The sequence below is a fragment of the Gardnerella sp. c17Ua_118 genome (assembly GCF_055804255.1).
This window is the reverse complement of the sequence record NZ_JANUYT010000001.1, coordinates 633,056-651,513: the sequence shown is the minus strand read 5'-3', so window position 1 is coordinate 651,513 and position 18,458 is coordinate 633,056. Positions and strand designations below refer to the sequence as shown.

Below are 18,458 nucleotides of genomic sequence, written 5' to 3'. Positions count from 1 at the left end.
GAAATAAATCAATATTCTAAAACAGGTTGACTCTGTTAAAACGTTTATTTATAATGATTATTCTGGCTTTATGCCAGTATTTAAATGATAGTTTGATAAATCAAAAGGGGTCGATCGGTTTCGACGGTGATCTGTTCGCCGCGGGGAAGCGTGCCGAGAATGCGAAAGTCCACTCGTAAACGTCCTTTCGCAAAAGAATAAGTGCTAAATCTAATCGCACTGAGTTCGCTCTCGCTGCCTGAGCTTCGCGCCAGAATTAACCAGTGAGCAGCTGCTCCGTTTACCCACTCACGTCTTCGGAGTGGTGCTAAACGTCATTAGAAGACTTGCTTGAATTGCCGAGCTGCAGGGTAGTTCAGGGACTTTTACTGTAGATATGCTCGCCATGAATTGTCTGCGATAACATGGGGGCAGAAAAACTGCCGAATGGCCAGCAGACTACGCACGTAGAAGACCGAGGGTACGGTTTCCGGACCGGGGTTCAATTCCCCGCGACTCCACAAACGCAATAACGCCACTGCTCAAACAGTGGCGTTTTTTTTGTTGTTGTTCTATTGTTTAACATATCATGAATTGCTGTAAAGTCGCGCAAAATGCGTTAACTAGCTTCGTTTTTTGCGGACTTTTCCGCTAGCTTCGTCTTTTCTGTTGGCTTCACTCTTTCCGTTAGTATTGGTTTTTCCACCAGTCTTGGATTTTTCACCAGTTTTGGATTTTTTGCTGGCTGCAGCTTTTTCGCCAGTCATAGTGTTTGTGCTGGTTTTAGCTTTTTTACCAGTCTTATCTACGTTTGCGTTAGTTGCAGTGTTTTTGCTGGCTGCATTAGTGCTGCTAGAGCCAGTCGTAGTGTTTGTGTTGTTTGCAGTGTTTGCACTGTTTGTACTCGTGTTTTGAGTCGTGTTTTGTTGTTTTACTGCTTCTAGGTTATGTTGACAGTTTTGGCGTTTAATCTCGTTCTTCTCGTATTCGCATAATTGTTTTCCTAGGCTTCTAGCTATCATGCGTGCTCGAGTTTTAATATTATTATCCGACATGTTTTTGAACTCGTTTAGCATGCTGATTTTACGCATGACCATGTTTTCAGCGTCTATGAGTTCTTTACAATGATTATTAACCGCGTGAGCTTGATTTTGTGCTTCTAGTTTTTCTTTTTCTGCTTGCTTGCATTTTTTAAGATGCGCGTCTCTTAGACGGCGTATAGCGTTTTCAACGCTTCTACTTCTTGTGTTCGCGCGCCCCTCGGCAATTACAGGGTTTTTCGCGTAATAGTCGTGGATGATTTTATGTGATAGTTCAGTATCGCATGCGTTGTTAGTGTCAACGCCTCTTCTAGCGTCAACCCATGGTAGTTCACTGCGCGCTCTGGCGGCTAAGTCTTGTGTAGCGTAGTTTTTTAACGCTTCGCAAACAGCGTATACTACGCGTAGTTGGGAGCGGTTAAATGTTTTGTATAGTTCGATTGGGCTGAAGATAATATTGTTTTCGCTTACTTCGTCTTGTGTTAGGTAGCATATGTTAAATAGTTCTAGGCATACTGGCCCGTTTTTCCATGCTTGGAATGAGTTGGGGAATAATTGTATGCTTGTTGTGGATAAGTATTGTGCTTGACAGTAGTATGTGAGTAGTTCTAGTCTTTCGTGGCTCATTTTTCCGTAATTGTGTAGTATTGCGTATGCTACGCGTTTGATTGTAGACATTTTAGTATTCCTTTCACCGTTGAAAAGATATGACTATTGGTGGGGTAATGGTTTTTATTTTGCGAAAACGTTACCATACGAGTTGCGTATGGTACAAACTGGCGGCGTGTCGCGAATCGACTTGCATGGGCGTTTTGACTGAACTTGAAATTGCATAACGCATTTCAAGCTCATTCAAAGCGTGATTTGGCTCAAATGTAAAGTCCAGTGGACTTTACATGCGGCGAAGACGTTCGCGCGCTGTAACGCGAGAACGACATGACCTGCCTGAGCGCTTAGGCCTCGCAAGCGACGCGACACACCCGAAAATCCTTTTCTTAAAAAAACCTGGGAAAATTCTTCAAAAACCTTGAAATGCGTATTTTTACGGTTTAAGTGTTGTTTATCATCAAATTTTACGGCAATAGTGGCCTTAATTGTGGATTAGTTTGTGTATAACATCATTTTTTTCGGTTTGGCATGTGTGGCTGAGGCTTGACTTTTTCAAACGGGGGGGGGGTATGTTAATAGCAACATCACACGGTGGATAACCGTTGGTGGAAATGCGCGAACGCGTGTTTTAGATTTTCCCCGATCTATCGCGGGTTTTCTGCGATGTGAATGGGGGAGAAGAAGAAAGGAAATAAAATGATGAATAAGAAGGCTATCGCCGCTTTCGCTGCTGGCGCAACTTTGCTTGCCGGCTTCGCAATGGCAACCCCAGCATTCGCTGCTGTTCCACGTACTGTCAGTACTGATGAAGCTAAGGATGATTCGTTTGCTCTTAAGACTTTGAAGGCAGCTTTGAAGAAGGCTTATGATGATGCTGATACTGCCGAAAATGAAAAGACGAACGCCAAGGCTGCTGCAACTATTGTAGATGAAAATGGTGATCTTTTGAACAAGGCTGACTACAAGCTCAATGATAAAGGTGAGGTTGTCAAGAAGGCTGATGATTCTAAAGATGATGCAGCTACTAAGGCAAATACCTATCGTGAAAAGCTTGCCACATACAAGGCTGCACTTGAGGCTGTAAAGACTGCTGAGGATGCTGTAAACGCTGCAACTCCAAAAGTTGAGCCTTCTAAGGATGCAAAGCGTGTTGCTCTTGCTAAGTTGGATGAAGCTAAGGAAAACTTGGGTAAGGCTCAGGAAGCTAAGGATAAGGCTTTTGCTGAGGCTGATGCTGCTTTCAACGCTAAGCATGAGGCTGAGAATAACTTAAAGGCTGCTCAGCGTGCTCTTAAGGATTACCAGGATGAGAATGCTAAGGATAAGGGTTCTCGTGCTTACAATGCTGAAGTTGAGAGCTTGAAGAAGGTAATCAATGAGGCTAAGGAAGCTTTGGCTGCTGCAAAGACCAAGTTTGCTGATGCAGATAAGGCTTTCAATGAGGCTGCTACTAAGTTCAATAAGGCTTTGAGCGAATATGCTGGTGCTTACAAGAATGCTCAGGCTTCTAAGGCTGATGTTTCTACGTATCCAACTCCAGCTTCTTTGGCTCCTCTTTCTACTGACTACAAGTATGGCACCAACTTTGTTCCATCTACAACAGTTCAGCCAGGTAAGCCAGGTGCTGCAAAGCCAGGCAAGCCAGGTCAGGATGCTGGCCAGGCTGGCGCTAATGCTGCTGCTGGTGCTAAGACCACTGTGGTTGAGAAGAAGAAGGATGGCGGTAAGAAGTTGCCTGGTACTGGTGTTGGCGTAACTTTGACCGCTTTGGCTGCCACCATGCTTGCTGGCATGGGTGCTGCTGTTCGCAAGGCTCGTCACTAAGCATTGCGCGCGCACTTATGCTAAGTGTGTGAGTGCGCGCTTATGCTCTTTTAGAGTTTGCACTTAACGACTGGTGTGGTGTTTTGTAGGGAAATGCCACACTGGTTTTGCTCTTGATTCTTGCACTTTTGTTTTAATTCTGGTTTGCTATTATTTTCTTTTCTTCCCAGAGTTAGGGCGTCTGCTGCGGGGTTTTGAGTGTTGAGTGTGTTGCTTTCGGTTTTGTTTGCTACTAGGGGCATTTAAAATCGAAAGCTTTTTTGTTTTTCACTTTTTGTTTTTTACTTTTGGTCTATAACCCTCACTTTTTGTCTAAACTGTTTTTTGGTCTATAGCTAACCACTGTTTTTTGTAGCGTTTTTGTTATTTTGTATTATTATTTGTTGTTTTTTCTTGAACAAGAGTATAGTGTTACTAAATTTGTAGAATAAGCTATTGGATTTGTGTAGTTTGTAGTGAATTATTTAAGTTTGATAGTGATTTGCGAGTAGTTATGCATTTGCAGAAGCTTGCATTATGATTTGCGATTTTACAAGAGCTTTAAGGGAGAGTTGGTTGCTGTGAAGTCAATTTTTAGTAAGAATAATATTTTTATTCGTATGAGATCTATTAGTCCAGCATTGCGATGGTCTTTGGTTGGCTTCTGTTTTTCTATGCTTGGCAATCAAGCGTATGAAGGCTCGGTTTTGCCTTCGATTATTATTGTGGGCTTGCCGGCTTGGGTGATTGGTTTTCGTAAGACTTTTATGACGGTTGCCGATTTTCTTTCGCCATGCTCTGGTTGGATTGTTGATAAGCTTGGCGGTTTTCGCGCTCTTGCAATGACTGAAGGCGTAGAAGGCGTGCTTAGTTTACTACCGCTTCTTATGCTTGGCTCTCCTGCGTGGAAGTGGTCGCTGGTGGCTCTTTCTTGCGCATTGCTGATTACTGGTCAAGTGATTGATATTGCTAGCGAAGTTTTCGAGGTTGATGCTGCAGGCGGCGATGACAGCATGATTGTAAACTACAGCGGCATTGTGAGCGTTTTGGCAAGTATTACAGGAACCTTGCTCGGCTCTCCGCTTGGTTCGTGGATTGCAAGCTGGTCGATTCCTGCTGTTTTGATTTTCTCGTCCGTCACTTCTTTTGCGGCTTGTGCTACGCGATTTATTATGAAACAAGACATTGCGCAAGCATCTAACGAAGTAGAGGGAGAGTTGCAAGAAGTAGAGAATGAATCGCAAGCGATTAGTGAAGAAGGAGAAGTATCGCAAGTATCGCAAGAAAATGACGTTGACAACAAATCCACAGTTAAGCAATCTGCGAATCCATTACTAAAGAGTAAAATCATGCTTCTTGCTGGATCTCTTTTGGTTGCTTTTATTCCTGCATGCTCTGTCTCTTATATTCTTCTAGGTCTTGGTAAGCAATATGGCTCTCAATCTTTAACAATATTGTATATTTTCACTGGTGTAGGAAACGTGCTTGCATCCGTTTTGTATGCGCACTCGTCTCAAAAACTCGGTTTAAGAAAAGTTGCAATTTTAGGCATTATTGTGAGCTTAGCTGCTTATTGCTTTATGTTTACTAATCTTTTGCCAATAATGTGCTTTGCATTCTTACTTGAAGCGATTGGCGGAATGCTATTAGTAGAGCCGATTATTGTTGCGCGTCAGATTCTGTTTAAGGGAAGTGCTCTCGCTAAGTTTTCTGGTTGGGCGCGCCTTGCGTTTGCGATTGGTGCTACTACTGGTTCTTGGATTGGATTTGCATTCTCGTCTACGTTCCAATGGCAGCTTTTGCCTATACTCGCGCTGATTTTCACAGCAGGATTGCTTGTTGTTTTGCCTCAATTACCAAATACTAGCTATGCTGCGCTCGAATGATTATTTGTAATATTTAATATTCAATATAGTTGTGACTTTAATCATATAGTAGTTTTTATCTATAATACTTGAATTTCCGCATGGGGGGGGGGTATCATCTGCTTTGTTAACAAGCTCTTTTACAATATGTGAATTTATGCATATAGAGCGAGTGGAAGAGAAAATCTATCAGTGAGGATTGCTAATGGTTAAGAAAACGCAAACTGCTAAAAATGCTTTACATGTGTCTAAGAATTACGCGTATTTGAAGCCGAGTGTACTTCGTTCAATGGCGAATGATATAAGTGGAACTCGTTTAGAAGCATGTAAGTCGTATGCTGTTTCGCGTTTACCGAAGATTGCTGTGACTGCAACGTTAGCAAGCTTGCTTGCTTGTGGTGCTGGTTTGCCAACTCATCAAGCTTGGGCTAATGGTTTTAATCTTCCTGATGGTAGCTATAGGTATGCGAATCGCGATTCTTCTACAAAGGCGCAGAGGTATGTGGATATTAAACTAGTGCCATGCGATGATAAACAAAACGATAATAAGGAGACGGCAGACAGAAAAACTTACGGACAATATTATAAGGTTGAATACCAGTTTAATTCTAATGGCGATTGGTGGGGTGGTAGACCATTCTGGTGGGCGAGCGTGCCTAAGGACGTCACAATTGTAGACGATAGCATTACTTTGTACAAACATGAACAGTTGACTGGTGGTTTGTCTTCTCAACAGACAGGTGCAACATATACAAAGGATTCTTGGAATCAGTCCGCAAGCCGTTTCTGGTTTGATAATAATAAAGCGCAAGGTGCTGAATTTAAGAGTAACTGGGAAAGAATGACCGGTGAAGCTGGCGGTTATGACGAATCTGGTGATACTCTCGATACTTCTAAGAAGTATAAGGAAGCTACTAGCGCTTTGATTATTAACTGGGAGAGTAGAGGTAATAGAAAGTCTAAGATTAGCTTCGTTATTAAACTGAACGATAAAAAGACACCTTTGAAGTTTGCTGGTGGCGTGTATCAGGTACTGGGTAACTGGCATTACACCGTTGGCAAGGTTGAGCTTGCACCGACTTTGCCAGATTATTCCAAGGAATTAGAGCTTAATTATCCTCAGGCTACAGAAATTGCTACATTTGGACAGCCAACAAAGTCTGAGCGAGATAAAATACTCAGCAAGCTATGGGATGCTAATAAGAGTAATACCGATGTGCTGAACAAGCTTAAAGGTATGGAACAGACTCAAACTGAAGAGGCTTTCAAAAAGGCTGTAACTATTAATGCTGATGGCAGTGCAAAGGTAACGTATAAAGATAACTCTACGGATACTATTTCTAAGGAGAATCTGACTAAGCGCTATATTCCTTTTGCTGATAAGGTGAAAATTAACTATCCTACCAATTTAACTCCTGTTAAAAATACTTCTCAATTAAGCAAGGAAGAGAAACAAGCTGTAAAGGATGCTATTCTAGCAGCTAATACTGGTAAGCATATTAAAGATTTGACTGTTGATGCTAATGGCAATGCGACTATTACTTTCACTGATAAGATTGGTACTCCTTCAACTAAAAAGCTTGAAGGCAAGTATCTTGTAAAGAAGCAGCGTTCGCTTGCGGATAAGTTTACGCCATACTATCCAGTTCCAATGGCTGTTGGAAATCCAGCTCAATTGACTCAAGGTGAGCAAACAGAACTTGTGAATAAAGTTTATGAAGCGAATAAAACTAAAGCTGACTTCATGAATGCTATTGGTAACCCTAGTAGTGCTGCTGATGCTAAAACTAAAAACATTATTACTGTTGATACTCAAGGCAACGTGACTATCACTTATACTGATAAGTCTACTGATAAGCTCGATGGCAGCAAGATGGTGTATCAAGCGAAGAAGCTTAATGAGACCACTTACATTACGCTTCCAGCTCGTACAGCAGTTGATAATGCTAAGAGTTTAAAAGATGAAGACCAGAAGAAAGTTAGACAAGCTATATTAGAAGCCAATAGTGGTCTTAAAAGCAAGTTAAAAGATAATAATGAAAGCGCTATCACATTTGATGATAATACGCATACTATGACTGTTAAGTTTAATGACGGTTCAACGTCTACTTTCGACTATTCTGAGTTGGTGTATACAAAGGGTAATCCAGAAAAGCCAACGATGCAAAACGCTAGCAGGAATGGTTACAAATATAATATCACTAAGATTGCTGTTAAAGATAAAAGTAAGCTTACTCCAGATGATTGGCATAAGTTTGTTCGCAAGTTCGTACAAGATAACTGGGAAGCTAATCAAGGACAAACCGCAATAACTGATGAATTTATTAATGGCACTAGCGGTTTATTAGATAAGCTGAATGCTACTGGCGATAATAAGGGTAATGGTATGCAACTTTACAACTATAAAGATAAGTGGCATACCAAGAGTGATTCAAATCTAACGTTATCCAATGGAAATTTTGGTCAGAATGGTATTGTTTCAATATATCAAGGTAGTTCTATAGAGATTAAGAAGAATGGCAACTTTGGTCAGGAAACTGCTTTTATGCTTTCTGCAGATGATTGCTTCGTTTCAGATTCTGCCGCTCCTAAGCCTGAAGAACTTAAGAATGAAGCTAATGATCTTATTGACAAGATTCTTAAGAAAAATGGCTTGAATGATCAAGAGATTAAGAAGTTTAAGGAAGATCATAAGAACGATATCAACAATATTGCTAAGCCAGGAGATGTAGACAATATTATTAAGTCTGCTGATGAGCATGGTAAAGATGAGAAGAAAAAGAAAGATGCTCAGAAGCAGATTGAGAATGCTACTAGTAGCTTAGATGAGAAAACTAAGCAAGAACTGAAGAACAAGCTTAAGGGTAAGACTGATCCTGATGAGATTAACCGCATAGTTAATGAAGCTAAAAATAAGAAGTCTGATGAGGATCAGAAGCAGAAGAATGATCAGCAGACTAAGGAAGAAGAGCAGCAAAAGCAGGCTGTTCAAACTCAACAAGCTACTGATAATAGTACTGTCGACAAAAAGCAGCAGCAAGCTACTCAAGAGGAGAATACTTCTAATCAGCAAGCTGAAAAAGACAAGAAGGATGCTGAGCTTGAGAAGAAAAAGCAGGCTGCTATTGATGAAATTCGCAATGGTGAAGATTATAAAAATCTTACGCCTGGTGATAAGAAGCAGTTTATTGAGAATATTCAGAATGCAGCTGATGAGAATGATATAAATACTATAAAGCAACAGGCTGCGGAAAAGGCTACTCAGAATCAGAATGCTGCTGATAACAGTAATAAAGAAGGTCTTGATAAGGCTAAGACTGATGCTAAGAAGAAGATTGGTGAGTTGACTAATCTCAACGCACGAGATAAGCAGAAGTATCAGGGTGACATTGATAGCGCTAAAGATCTTGATAGTGTTGAAACCATATTAGATAATGCCAATACCGCTGATGCTAAAGCTGCTGCTAAGAAGAAGATTGCTGAGCTGAAGCAGAAAGGTGATCTTACTGAAGATGAAGCTAATGGTTTAATCGGTCGCATTGACAGTGCTAAAGATCTGCGAGAAGTTGAGGGTATTCTTGAGGAAGCCGAGCTAAAGAAAGCTAAGAAGGATGCTAAATCTGAAGTAGATAATCTCACCAATCTTAACAAAGCTCAAAAGGAAGCGCTTAAAGCAGAGATTGATGATATTGAAACTGACCCGACCAATGAGAATATGAAGACTGTTGATCAGGCTAAGACTGCTATCACTGATGTTGTTACCAAGGCTAAAGAGCTTAACAAAAAGATGGGAGATCTTAAGGCTCTTGTTGATTTGGTCAAGAAGCAGGAAGAAGACCTTAAAAAGTCTGAGAAGTACAATGATACATCTAAGAAGACTGCTTTTGACAGTGCGTTAAAGGCTGCGGAAGATCTTGTTAAGACTGATTCTGCTGATAATAAGACTGCTGATGAAGTTGACAAGATTAGTAAAGCTCTTGAAAAAGCTGTTAATGATCTCGGTGGTAATACTGTTGACAAGTCAAAGCTTCAGGATGAAATCGAGATAGCTTATGAATGGCAAGGCAAGAATAAGCAGGGCCAGGATGATTCTTCTAAGAAGAAGAATCCAAAGTATGAGAATGCTTCTAATGATAAGAAGAATGATTTTGATACTGCTCTGTCTAATGCAAAGAGAGTTTATGACCAAAAAGATGCTTCACAGCAGTCTATTAATGATGCTAAAGATAATTTAAGCAAAGCGATTGATGCTCTTGATGGTCATGATAAGTCTCAATTGGTAGCAAAACTCACAGAAGCAAAAGGTAAGAAGAATGATGCTTCTTATAATAATGCTTCTAAGGAGAAGCAAGATGCTCTTGACAATGCTATAACCTCTGCAGAAGGTATCGTAGAGAAAGCTGGTGCAACAGCAGGTGATATTACTAACGCTATCACTGCTCTTACAAATGCTGTTACTGGTTTGGACGGTCAGGATACCTCTGCTTTGCAGAAGGCTGTTAATTATGCCAATATTAATAAGTCTAAAGTAGCTTATAAGAACGCCGATAAAGATAAGCGAGATAATTTTGATAAGGCTTTGCAAGCTGCTCAAAACATCTTGAATAATCCTCAGGGCAAGACTAAGGAAGCAATCAACGATGCTAAGACTAAGCTTGAAACTGCTTCTAGAGCTCTTAATGGAACTGTAGATACTTCTAAGTTGCAAGCTGAAGTTAACAAAGCTAATTCTTTGAAGAAGTCCGTACAGTATACGAATGCTGTTCAGGATAAGAAGTCTGCGTTTGGTGCAGCTCTGCAGCAGGCTGAGTCTGCTCTTGCTGATGCGAATAATGCTCAATCAATGAAGACTCCTGATCAGAAGCAGACTGCTGTTGATACTGCGCTTCAACATCTTCAAACCGCAGCAGCTGCATTGAATGGTGTTGATATTGCTGATTTGCAAGCTGAGATTGCTCTTGAGAATAGGGTGAAAGAGTCTGTAAAGTATGTGTATGATACTGCTGAAAAGCAGCAAAAATATAATAAGGCTTTGCAAGATGCGAAGGAGCTTGTTTCTAAACTGGCTGGATCTGGTGACGAGAGTAAAGATCTTGCTGGTAAGTCTCAATCAGAGCGTCAGGCTCTTGTTGATTCTTCGTTAAAGAATCTGAAGAATGCTAAAGATGCTTTGAATGGTGTTAATAAGACGGTATTGCAAGCTGAAGTTGATGATGATTCTCGCTTTAGCAAGTCGTTAGAATACTCGCTTGGTGAGCCTAATGATTTGGATGTGTATAAGAAGGCGTTGGCGGAAGCTAATCGTGTGCTTGCGGATCCTAATGCTACCCAGGCTCAAGTTGATTCTGCGTTGAAGGATCTTCAGGCTGCGAAGAACAGTATTGCGAATAAGTATAGCGGCTCTGGTACTGGTTCTGAATCTGGTGTTGGTGTGAATGATAATGCGCCTACTACTGCAGATAAGGGCGAGTTGAATATTCAGATTCAGAATGCTGAGTCTGATTCACAGACTGGTAACGTTGGTTCTAATAATGCCGATAATGCTGGCGCAAACTCTGGTAACGCTTCTAGCAACAACGCTGATAACACTTCTAATGGCACAAATTCTATTGATGTGAATGCTTCTGTTGAGAATAACCAGGCTGTTAAGCAGGCAGATGTTCAAGTTTCTAAGGCTCAGGCGACTGTGAATACTGCTTTGGCGGAAGCTAAGCGTGTGCTTGCGGATCCTAATGCAACTCAGGCTCAGGTTGATGCTGCTGTTCGCAACCTTTCTATGGCTCGTAAAGCTTTGGCTGATGCTAAGTCTAATGCTGCCAAGGTTCGTGCTTCTGTGCGTTCTAAGGTTTTGAAGAGTGGTCGTGCTGATCAACTTAGTAATACTGGTAGTAATGTGTCTGTGTTTGGCTTGCTTGCTGCAACTATTAGTGCTGCTGGTGCTGCGCTTTTAGGCAGCAGGCGTCGCGGTGCTTATCGTCACAGCAATAAGTAGAATACTTGCTAGCTGGTCTGGGTATTGCAGATCGGCTAGCTTTAGAGCCTCTTAATGTTGGCTTAAATGCATTCAGTATGTTTGCTCAGTATTAAATAATAGAATAATTAAATTAATTAAAAACGTGCCTCACTTTGCATTTTTCTTTACTTTGCGAAGTGAGGCATTTTGTCATTTTATTTGCGATTAAATGGGAACTTGTAGATGTTTACTATATCTTAAGTTATATTAATCATAAACACTTATTGAAGCCTTTATTTACTGAGTTGCTAAGTCATTTAATTATTGAATTATTGAATAACTAAAACCTAACGATTTGCATATATATGCATACATGTGTATAATATGTAAAAATAGAAAATCTTGCGAGTATGAATACAAATAAAAGAGTATAAAATATTCTGCACAAACTAAATTACAGGAGACTCTCATGCACAAGATTCTTCAAAAGTGGAATAGCATTGACCTTATTCTTCGTATTGTTATTGGTCTTTTTCTAGGCGCTGCACTTGGTCTTTTTGTGCCATCTCACGTTTACGTGCTAGATCTTATGGGAAAGCTGTTTGTGAGCGCACTTAAATCCGTTGCGCCGATTTTGGTATTTTGCCTTGTGATTGGCGCGCTTGCAAAAGCAAAAAGTGTTGGAAACATGAAGCTTGTAATCGTGTTGTATGCGCTCTCTACGTTTATTGCAAGCCTTATAGCTGTTTGCGCAGCTATGATTTTCCCTGTTGACTTCACTTTTGCGCATGTTGAAGCAGCATCTTCGCCATCTCCTCAAGGAATCGGCGAAGTTCTTAATTCTCTTGTGTTAAATATTGTTGTAAACCCTGTAGATGCTCTTGCAAAGGGAAACTTTATTGGTATTTTATTCTGGGCAATCGCATTTGGCGTAGCACTTCGCTTGGCTGAGCCTTCCACTAAAGCATTCTTTGACAACGTTTCTTCTGCTATTGGAAAAATTGTTCACTGGATTATTAACGCAGCACCTTTTGGCATTATGGGTCTTGTTTATACAACAGTTTCAAGCAATGGTCTTCGTATTTTTAGTGAATACGGTTCCGTTATTGCCTTGTTAGTATGCACTATGGCTGTTGTTGCTTTGATTGTAAATCCTATTTTGGTTTTTGTTCTTACTGGCAAGAATCCGTATCCTCTTGTATTGCGTACGTTGCGCGATTCGGGAGTTACAGCGTTCTTTATGCGTTCTTCTGCTGCAAATATTCCTGTAAACATGAATTTGTGCGAAAAACTCGGTTTTAATAAAGACAATTACTCTGTTTCTATACCACTTGGATCAACCATTAATATGAGTGGTGCTGCTATAACGATTTCGATTATGGCTTTGTGCGCTGCTCACACGCTTGGGATTTACGTTGATATTCCAACAGCTGTGATTTTGTCTGCGCTTTCTGCAGTTAGCGCTGCAGGTGCATCTGGTGTAGCTGGTGGCTCGCTTTTGCTTATACCTCTTGCGTGCTCGTCGTTTGGTATTTCAAACGATATTGCTATGCAAGTAGTTGCTATTGGCCTTATTATTGGCGTGATTCAAGATTCGTGCGAAACTGCGCTTAACTCTTCCACAGATGTTCTCTTTACGGCAGTTGGCGAATATCGCATGTGGCAGCGTGCAGGTCTTAAGTTTAAGATGGGCAAAGACCACGAGCCAGTGCAACTTAAAAAGTAGCTGTTGTTAAGTATTATTATTAGTGCGCGTTCTTCCGTTTTTACGTTTTAGATCGCGCACTTTTGCTATATTTTGCGAGGTGTTATTGTAAATGAATTTAACAGACGTGCAAATAAAAGAGTATAAAAAATATAATAGCAAAGATATTTTAAAACTATATGATTCTGTTGGTTGGTCTTCGTATACAGATGATTTACCCGCCTTAGAAAATGGCTTTAATAATTCGCTCAAGGTTTTAGCTGCCTATAAAAATGATGAGCTAGTTGGAATTGCTAGAGCTGTTGGTGACGGATATACGGTTGTTCTTATTCAAGATATTCTTGTTTTGCCAGAGTATCAAAGGCAGGGAATAGGCTCTGCTTTGTTAAATGCGATTGTGGATTTTTATCCTAATGTTCGTCAAATTCAATTAACCACGGATTGTACTGAAAAAACTATTGCTTTTTATAAATCTGCTGGTTTTATTGAGTTATCAGAAATCGAGTGCTGCGGTTTTATAAAAGACAGAGCATAATAGCGTATTAGGCTTTAGGGAAGTGGTAGGTTGTGTTTGCGGGAATGCTGCGGTTTATCCACGCGTTTGCTGCGATTGTACTTCCGCTGCCGATTGTGGTTTCTCCGCCTAAGATTGTTGCGTTTGCGTAAATTACAACATTATTTCCAATATTTGGATGCCGCTTTCCGTCTTTTACAGGATTTCCATTCTCGTCTAGCGCAAAACTTTTTGCACCCAGAGTTACGCCTTGGTAAAGCTTAACATGCTCGCCAATCACAGTTGTTTCGCCAATTACAATGCCAGTTCCGTGATCAATGCAAAAATATGCGCCAATTTTTGCTCCTGGATGAATGTCGATTCCAGTTTTTCTGTGTGCATATTCGCTCATAAGTCTAGGAATTAGCGGTACGTTAAGTTCGTAGAGTGCGTGAGCTGTGCGGTGAATAAGCATTGCATAAAAACCAGGGTATGCGAGCGTTACTTCTACTTTGCTTGTGCAAGCAGGATCGCCTTCATACATGGCTTGAATATCTGTTAAAAGTAACTTTTTAATTGTAGGAAGAGTATTTATAAATTTATTGCAAGTTTCTCGAATTTTAATTGTGTTGCTTGTGTAGCATTGAAGTTCGTGAAATATAATGCGTTCTATAGTGTCTAATGCGTTTGAAGTAACAGTATTCAAACTAGCGTTGAGTTGCGTAGTCTCGTTGCTTTCATTGCGCACATGCAACTCAGGCAAAAGTAGAGCCTGAGTCGCATGTATGAGCGCAATAATATTTCGGTAATTAGGTATGAATGTAGCTTGCCTTATGTCTGAATCGTTAATTGAGTTTAGTTGATTTATAAGGTCAAGGCGATCACTCATACATTTCTCCCGTTATTTTTATTATTTTCCTTTATTCTACAGTTTTGATCATTATCTAATAATGTTATTTATTATCCATATATTATTTAATCAAAACTTGCGTATTTACAGTAGCGCTCCTAAATGTAGTTAGTCTTCAAATAATGCGGTAGACAAGTATCGATCTCCTGAATCGGGAAGTATTGCAACGATGGTTTTGCCAGCGTTTTCTTCTCTTTTTGCTTCTTGGATTGCTGCCCAGATTGCAGCTCCAGAAGAAATACCCACTAGCACACCTTCTTTTTTGCTTATAAGCTTGCCGCTTTCGATTGCGTCTTCATTTGTTACGTGAACAATGCGATTATAAATGTTTTGGTTAAGCACATCTGGCACGAATCCTGCGCCGATTCCTTGAATCTTGTGCGCTCCTGGCTTGCCGCCTGCGAGCACAGGGGAGTCGGCTGGTTCTACTGCGATTACTTCCAGATTCGGATTTTGTTCCTTTAAATATGTGCCAGTACCTGTGATTGTGCCGCCTGTTCCAACGCCAGCAATGAGCATATCCACGTTTCCATCAGTGTCTTGCCAAATTTCTGGACCTGTTGTTTTGTAGTGTGCGTGCACATTTGCTTGATTGGTAAACTGTCCTGGAGTCCACGCGTTTGGCGTGTTTTCAACGATTTCCTTTGCTTTGGCAATTGCGCCTTTCATTCCATCTTTAGCTGGTGTGAGCACGAGCTCGGCGCCGTATGCTTTCATAAGTTTTCGGCGTTCAATAGACATGCTTTCTGGCATTACAATAATGCTTTTGTATCCTTTTGTCTGCGCAATCATTGAAAGACCAATGCCAGTATTTCCAGAAGTTGGCTCAACGATTACTGAGCCTGGTTTAAGCGTGCCTTCGGCTTCTGCTTCTTCAATCATCTGCTTTGCAATTCGGTCTTTTACGGAGCCTGCTGGGTTAAAGTATTCGAGTTTTACAAGGATTTTTGCTGCTAGATTGTACTCTTTTTCAATGTGTGTAAGCTCCATAAGTGGAGTGTTTCCTACGAGTTCTTGCACGGACTTGTAAATATTAGACATAATATTTCCCCTTACTTGTTTGTTTTGTTTAATTTGTTTCTGTTTTGTTTTTAATTTTTAAAAAACAATTTTTATTAATAAAGTGATTATTTATTAGTTGTTTCTAAAGATGCCATTATTCGTTTAATATTTATTCGTTTTAACATTAACACGTATTAAATTGTTATTTTTTAACGTTATATTCGATTTTTGGCATAAAAAAAGAAACAGCGCGCTGTTTCTTGAATCGTAATTTGCTGTGTTTTAACGTAGATGCTTTTAACACAGGCTAGATGATGCATACTTAGTGCTTGCAAACATCATTTCGATTAAGAAATGCGCAACAGCATACGTTACAACAACAATTTGTCATCATATTTGTATGATACATGTGCACTCCTTTACTCGTCGAAATGGTGATAAGTGAAGACTATAGCGAATGGATTTGTGTTTGTCAAATTTGATTTGCGTCTGCTGATACTAATGTTTATTAACAAATGCTAATTTTAAGAAACTACGCGATTTGTGCATTTGCTTTCTTTGCTGCTTCATTTGATAGTCGGTAGTTTTATTGTTCGTAATAGTCGTTCACAAATTCTTCAACAGATAGGAACGTATTTTCATAACCCAACTTTTCGCACAGCTTCACAACATCTGGCTTATCTAGTTGTGCGCTAGAAAGTATGTTATCTTGCATAAATGCGTCTCGCGTAGTGCCGTCAAAAAGAACCTTGCCATTGGAAAGCACAACAACTCGATTAAATACTCTAGCCACAAAATTCATATCGTGAAGAACAGCTATAACAGTTTTTCCTTGCAAAACAAGGTGTTTAATAATTGATTCAATACAATTTTTGCCGCGATCGTCTTGGGCGATTGTAGGCTCGTCTAAAATAACAACTTGCGTATCCATTGCTAAAATCGACGCAATAGAAACCATTTTCCTTTCGCAAAGACTTAAATCGTAAGGATTTACCTCGCTTTTATCTAAAAGTCCTACGAGTTTTAGACTTTCTTTTGCTTGAATCAGTGCTTGACTCTTATCAATTCCAATTTTTAAAAGTCCAAACATTACTTCGCGTATAACAGTTGATTCAAAAATTTGGTCATCTGGATTCTGGAATACAAATCCAATATCTTTAGCAAGAGAGGGAACAGTACATTCTGCAATATCTTTACCATTTAATAAAACGCTTCCAGATTTTGGAGTAAGAAGTCCTCTAAGGATTTTAAGTAAAGTTGTTTTTCCAGTGCCATTTTGACCAACAATAGCGCATGCTCCAGTAGCAAAAGACAAATTCAGATTATTGAATATTTGTGATGTTGGAGTATGAGAAAAAGACACATTTCGTATTTCAATAGTAGGAGTCATTGTAAGCGATTCCCTTCGTGCGAGCTTAAAATTTGTGACGTTTGCTCAAGAGTTATTGGATACAAGCCATTATTGTTTTTTAATGAAAGTTTTTTGCAAATTTGAGTATAAACAGGAGGATTTACGCCATATTCTTCCAAGTCTTCGCGAGAAAAGATTTTTTGCGGAGTATCAAAATCAATAAGTTTTCCTTCGCTTAAAAGCATTACGCGGTCGCTATATTGCGCGATTTTTTCCATTTTGTGCTCAACCATAATAATAGTTTGACCCTGATTTTTTAAGGATTCTACCGACTTAAAAACCTCTTCAGAACCTTTAGGATCAAGCTGCGAAGTTGGCTCGTCTAAAATTATTACTTCTGGTTGCATAACTAAAATAGCGGCAATAGACATTCGTTGCATTTGGCCGCCAGATAAATCGTATGGAGAGCAATCTTTAAGATGCGCAATGTTAAGCATCTCCATGATTTTCTCTACGCGATTTTGCATCTCGTTTTGCTCAATGCCAAGATTTTCAAGCCCAAACGCAATTTCTTCGTACACAGTAAGCTTCGAGCCTGTAATTTGATTAAAAGGATTTTGAAAAACCAGTCCAACTTTTTTGCAAAGACTGTCTATTGGAGTAGTTTTTGCGTTAAGACCGTCTACCTCTACTTTGCCGCCGTACGCTCCGTGGTAAAGATTAGGAACAAGACCTAAAATAGCTTGAGATAATGTTGATTTTCCAGCTCCATTAGCACCTATTATTCCAATAAATTCGCCTTTATGAATATCGCAAGAAATGTCATTAAGTGCAAGAGTTTTACTATACGGGTAGCGATATTTTAAGTGCTCTATATGAATAGCTGCCATGCTATATATCCTAAATTATTAAGTAACGCATAAATAATAGATGCGATTATTACGATTAAACAAGCGCATAAAAATAACGTATTGTATTTACTAGGCTTAAACGGTTTTATGAATGTTTTTTGATTATTGCACGAAAATCCGCGAACTTCTAAAGCTATAGTTCTTTCTTTAGAACTCATAAACGAAGACATTATAATCGGGGATATTAGAGGCAAAAAAGCTTTGAAACGCGTTATTGGGGAACCTTTTGTTTTCAATCCTCTGCTTCTTTGTGCATCAACTATAGTCGAAGTTTGCTGTGTTATTTGAGGAATGATTTGAAATAGCGAGACAAAAACATAGCCCATTTTAGGTGGTAAACCAGCTTGTATCATCTCTTGCATCATATTAGAAGGTTTAGTTGTAAGCGTTAAAACACAAAATGCAAACGAAATATTTAATATATTTAGCACAATCTTCATTGCTACTTCAAAACCTTCCTTGCGAGCAATCAAAGGTCCTAGTTTGAATAAAATCGTGTAGTTTCCCGATCTAAAAAAAGTTTGAACTATAAAAATAGTTACAATAATAAAACCAGTAACTTGTATTACGATTTTTATTTTTGCTAGGACCCTTGATGTTGCAAGTAATATTAGGCTCAAAATAATAAAGATAGCAAAAGAAGTATAGCCTCCAAGCAAACTCGGTGTGCTTGGAGCGCATATTACGTATGCAAGCTTGGTTTTTGCAGATAGTCCGTTTAGAAACGAATGCTTATCTTCAAATAGGCTGATGCTTTTCATAGTATCTCGTCTTATTGTGCTTATAAAAACTTGTAGAACTTAGAGTTTATGTGATTTATTTGCTTGCGATAAACGT

11 protein-coding genes and 1 other RNA gene are annotated in these 18,458 nt (G+C 39.6%); 6 read left to right on the top strand and 6 right to left on the bottom strand.

What is annotated here, in order from left to right:
- The first annotated feature begins 106 nt into the window (after positions 1-106).
- Positions 107-503: a transfer-messenger RNA gene (ssrA, locus tag NYP69_RS02695) on the top strand.
- Positions 504-602: 99 nt separating this feature from the next.
- On the opposite strand, the gene NYP69_RS02690 is transcribed toward ssrA, so the two are convergent.
- Entirely contained in the window at positions 603-1,697 is a 1,095-nt protein-coding gene (locus NYP69_RS02690) for a Panacea domain-containing protein (protein WP_473410551.1), read from the bottom strand.
- Between the two features lie 627 nt (positions 1,698-2,324).
- Between NYP69_RS02690 and NYP69_RS02685 the strand changes: the two genes are divergently transcribed.
- From NYP69_RS02685 to NYP69_RS02665, 5 genes are all read left to right on the top strand, one after another.
- Complete coding sequence (locus NYP69_RS02685; protein WP_473412913.1) at positions 2,325-3,452, top strand: hypothetical protein; 1,128 nt, start codon at positions 2,325-2,327, stop codon at positions 3,450-3,452.
- A gap of 560 nt (positions 3,453-4,012) precedes the next feature.
- Positions 4,013-5,317 (top strand): MFS transporter, encoded by a 1,305-nt coding sequence (locus tag NYP69_RS02680; protein ID WP_032816638.1) that lies wholly within the window; start codon positions 4,013-4,015, stop codon positions 5,315-5,317.
- A 184-nt stretch (positions 5,318-5,501) separates the two neighbouring features.
- Positions 5,502-11,288: a MiiA motif-containing surface protein gene (locus tag NYP69_RS02675; RefSeq protein ID WP_473412912.1), complete on the top strand. Its 5,787-nt coding sequence runs from the start codon at positions 5,502-5,504 to the stop codon at positions 11,286-11,288.
- A 430-nt stretch (positions 11,289-11,718) separates the two neighbouring features.
- Positions 11,719-12,975, top strand: coding sequence for a serine/threonine transporter SstT (gene sstT, locus NYP69_RS02670; protein ID WP_016636153.1), 1,257 nt, complete (start codon positions 11,719-11,721; stop codon positions 12,973-12,975).
- Between the two features lie 91 nt (positions 12,976-13,066).
- The gene (locus tag NYP69_RS02665) at positions 13,067-13,489 is read left to right on the top strand and encodes a GNAT family N-acetyltransferase (protein ID WP_016636152.1); all 423 of its coding nucleotides are present in this window, start codon (positions 13,067-13,069) and stop codon (positions 13,487-13,489) included.
- Positions 13,490-13,496: 7 nt separating this feature from the next.
- Here the strand turns inward: NYP69_RS02665 and epsC are convergent, their stop codons facing one another.
- The 5 genes from epsC to NYP69_RS02640 all read right to left on the bottom strand — a co-directional run bounded on the left by epsC (position 13,497) and on the right by NYP69_RS02640 (position 18,382).
- Positions 13,497-14,336, bottom strand: coding sequence for a serine O-acetyltransferase EpsC (gene epsC, locus NYP69_RS02660; protein ID WP_016636151.1), 840 nt, complete (start codon positions 14,334-14,336; stop codon positions 13,497-13,499).
- A 129-nt stretch (positions 14,337-14,465) separates the two neighbouring features.
- Positions 14,466-15,398 carry a cysteine synthase A gene (gene cysK, locus NYP69_RS02655; protein WP_119529448.1) on the bottom strand — a complete coding sequence of 311 codons (933 nt, stop codon included), beginning with the start codon at positions 15,396-15,398 and terminating at the stop codon, positions 14,466-14,468.
- A 547-nt stretch (positions 15,399-15,945) separates the two neighbouring features.
- Positions 15,946-16,749 carry an energy-coupling factor ABC transporter ATP-binding protein gene (locus NYP69_RS02650; RefSeq protein WP_119529449.1) on the bottom strand — a complete coding sequence of 268 codons (804 nt, stop codon included), beginning with the start codon at positions 16,747-16,749 and terminating at the stop codon, positions 15,946-15,948.
- Positions 16,746-17,600, bottom strand: coding sequence for an energy-coupling factor ABC transporter ATP-binding protein (locus NYP69_RS02645; protein WP_119529450.1), 855 nt, complete (start codon positions 17,598-17,600; stop codon positions 16,746-16,748). Before NYP69_RS02645 ends, NYP69_RS02650 begins: the two co-directional genes overlap by 4 nt.
- Positions 17,582-18,382, bottom strand: a complete 801-nt coding sequence (locus tag NYP69_RS02640; RefSeq protein WP_119529451.1) for an energy-coupling factor transporter transmembrane component T family protein — start codon at positions 18,380-18,382, stop codon at positions 17,582-17,584. Before NYP69_RS02640 ends, NYP69_RS02645 begins: the two co-directional genes overlap by 19 nt.
- Positions 18,383-18,458: the final 76 nt, after the last annotated feature.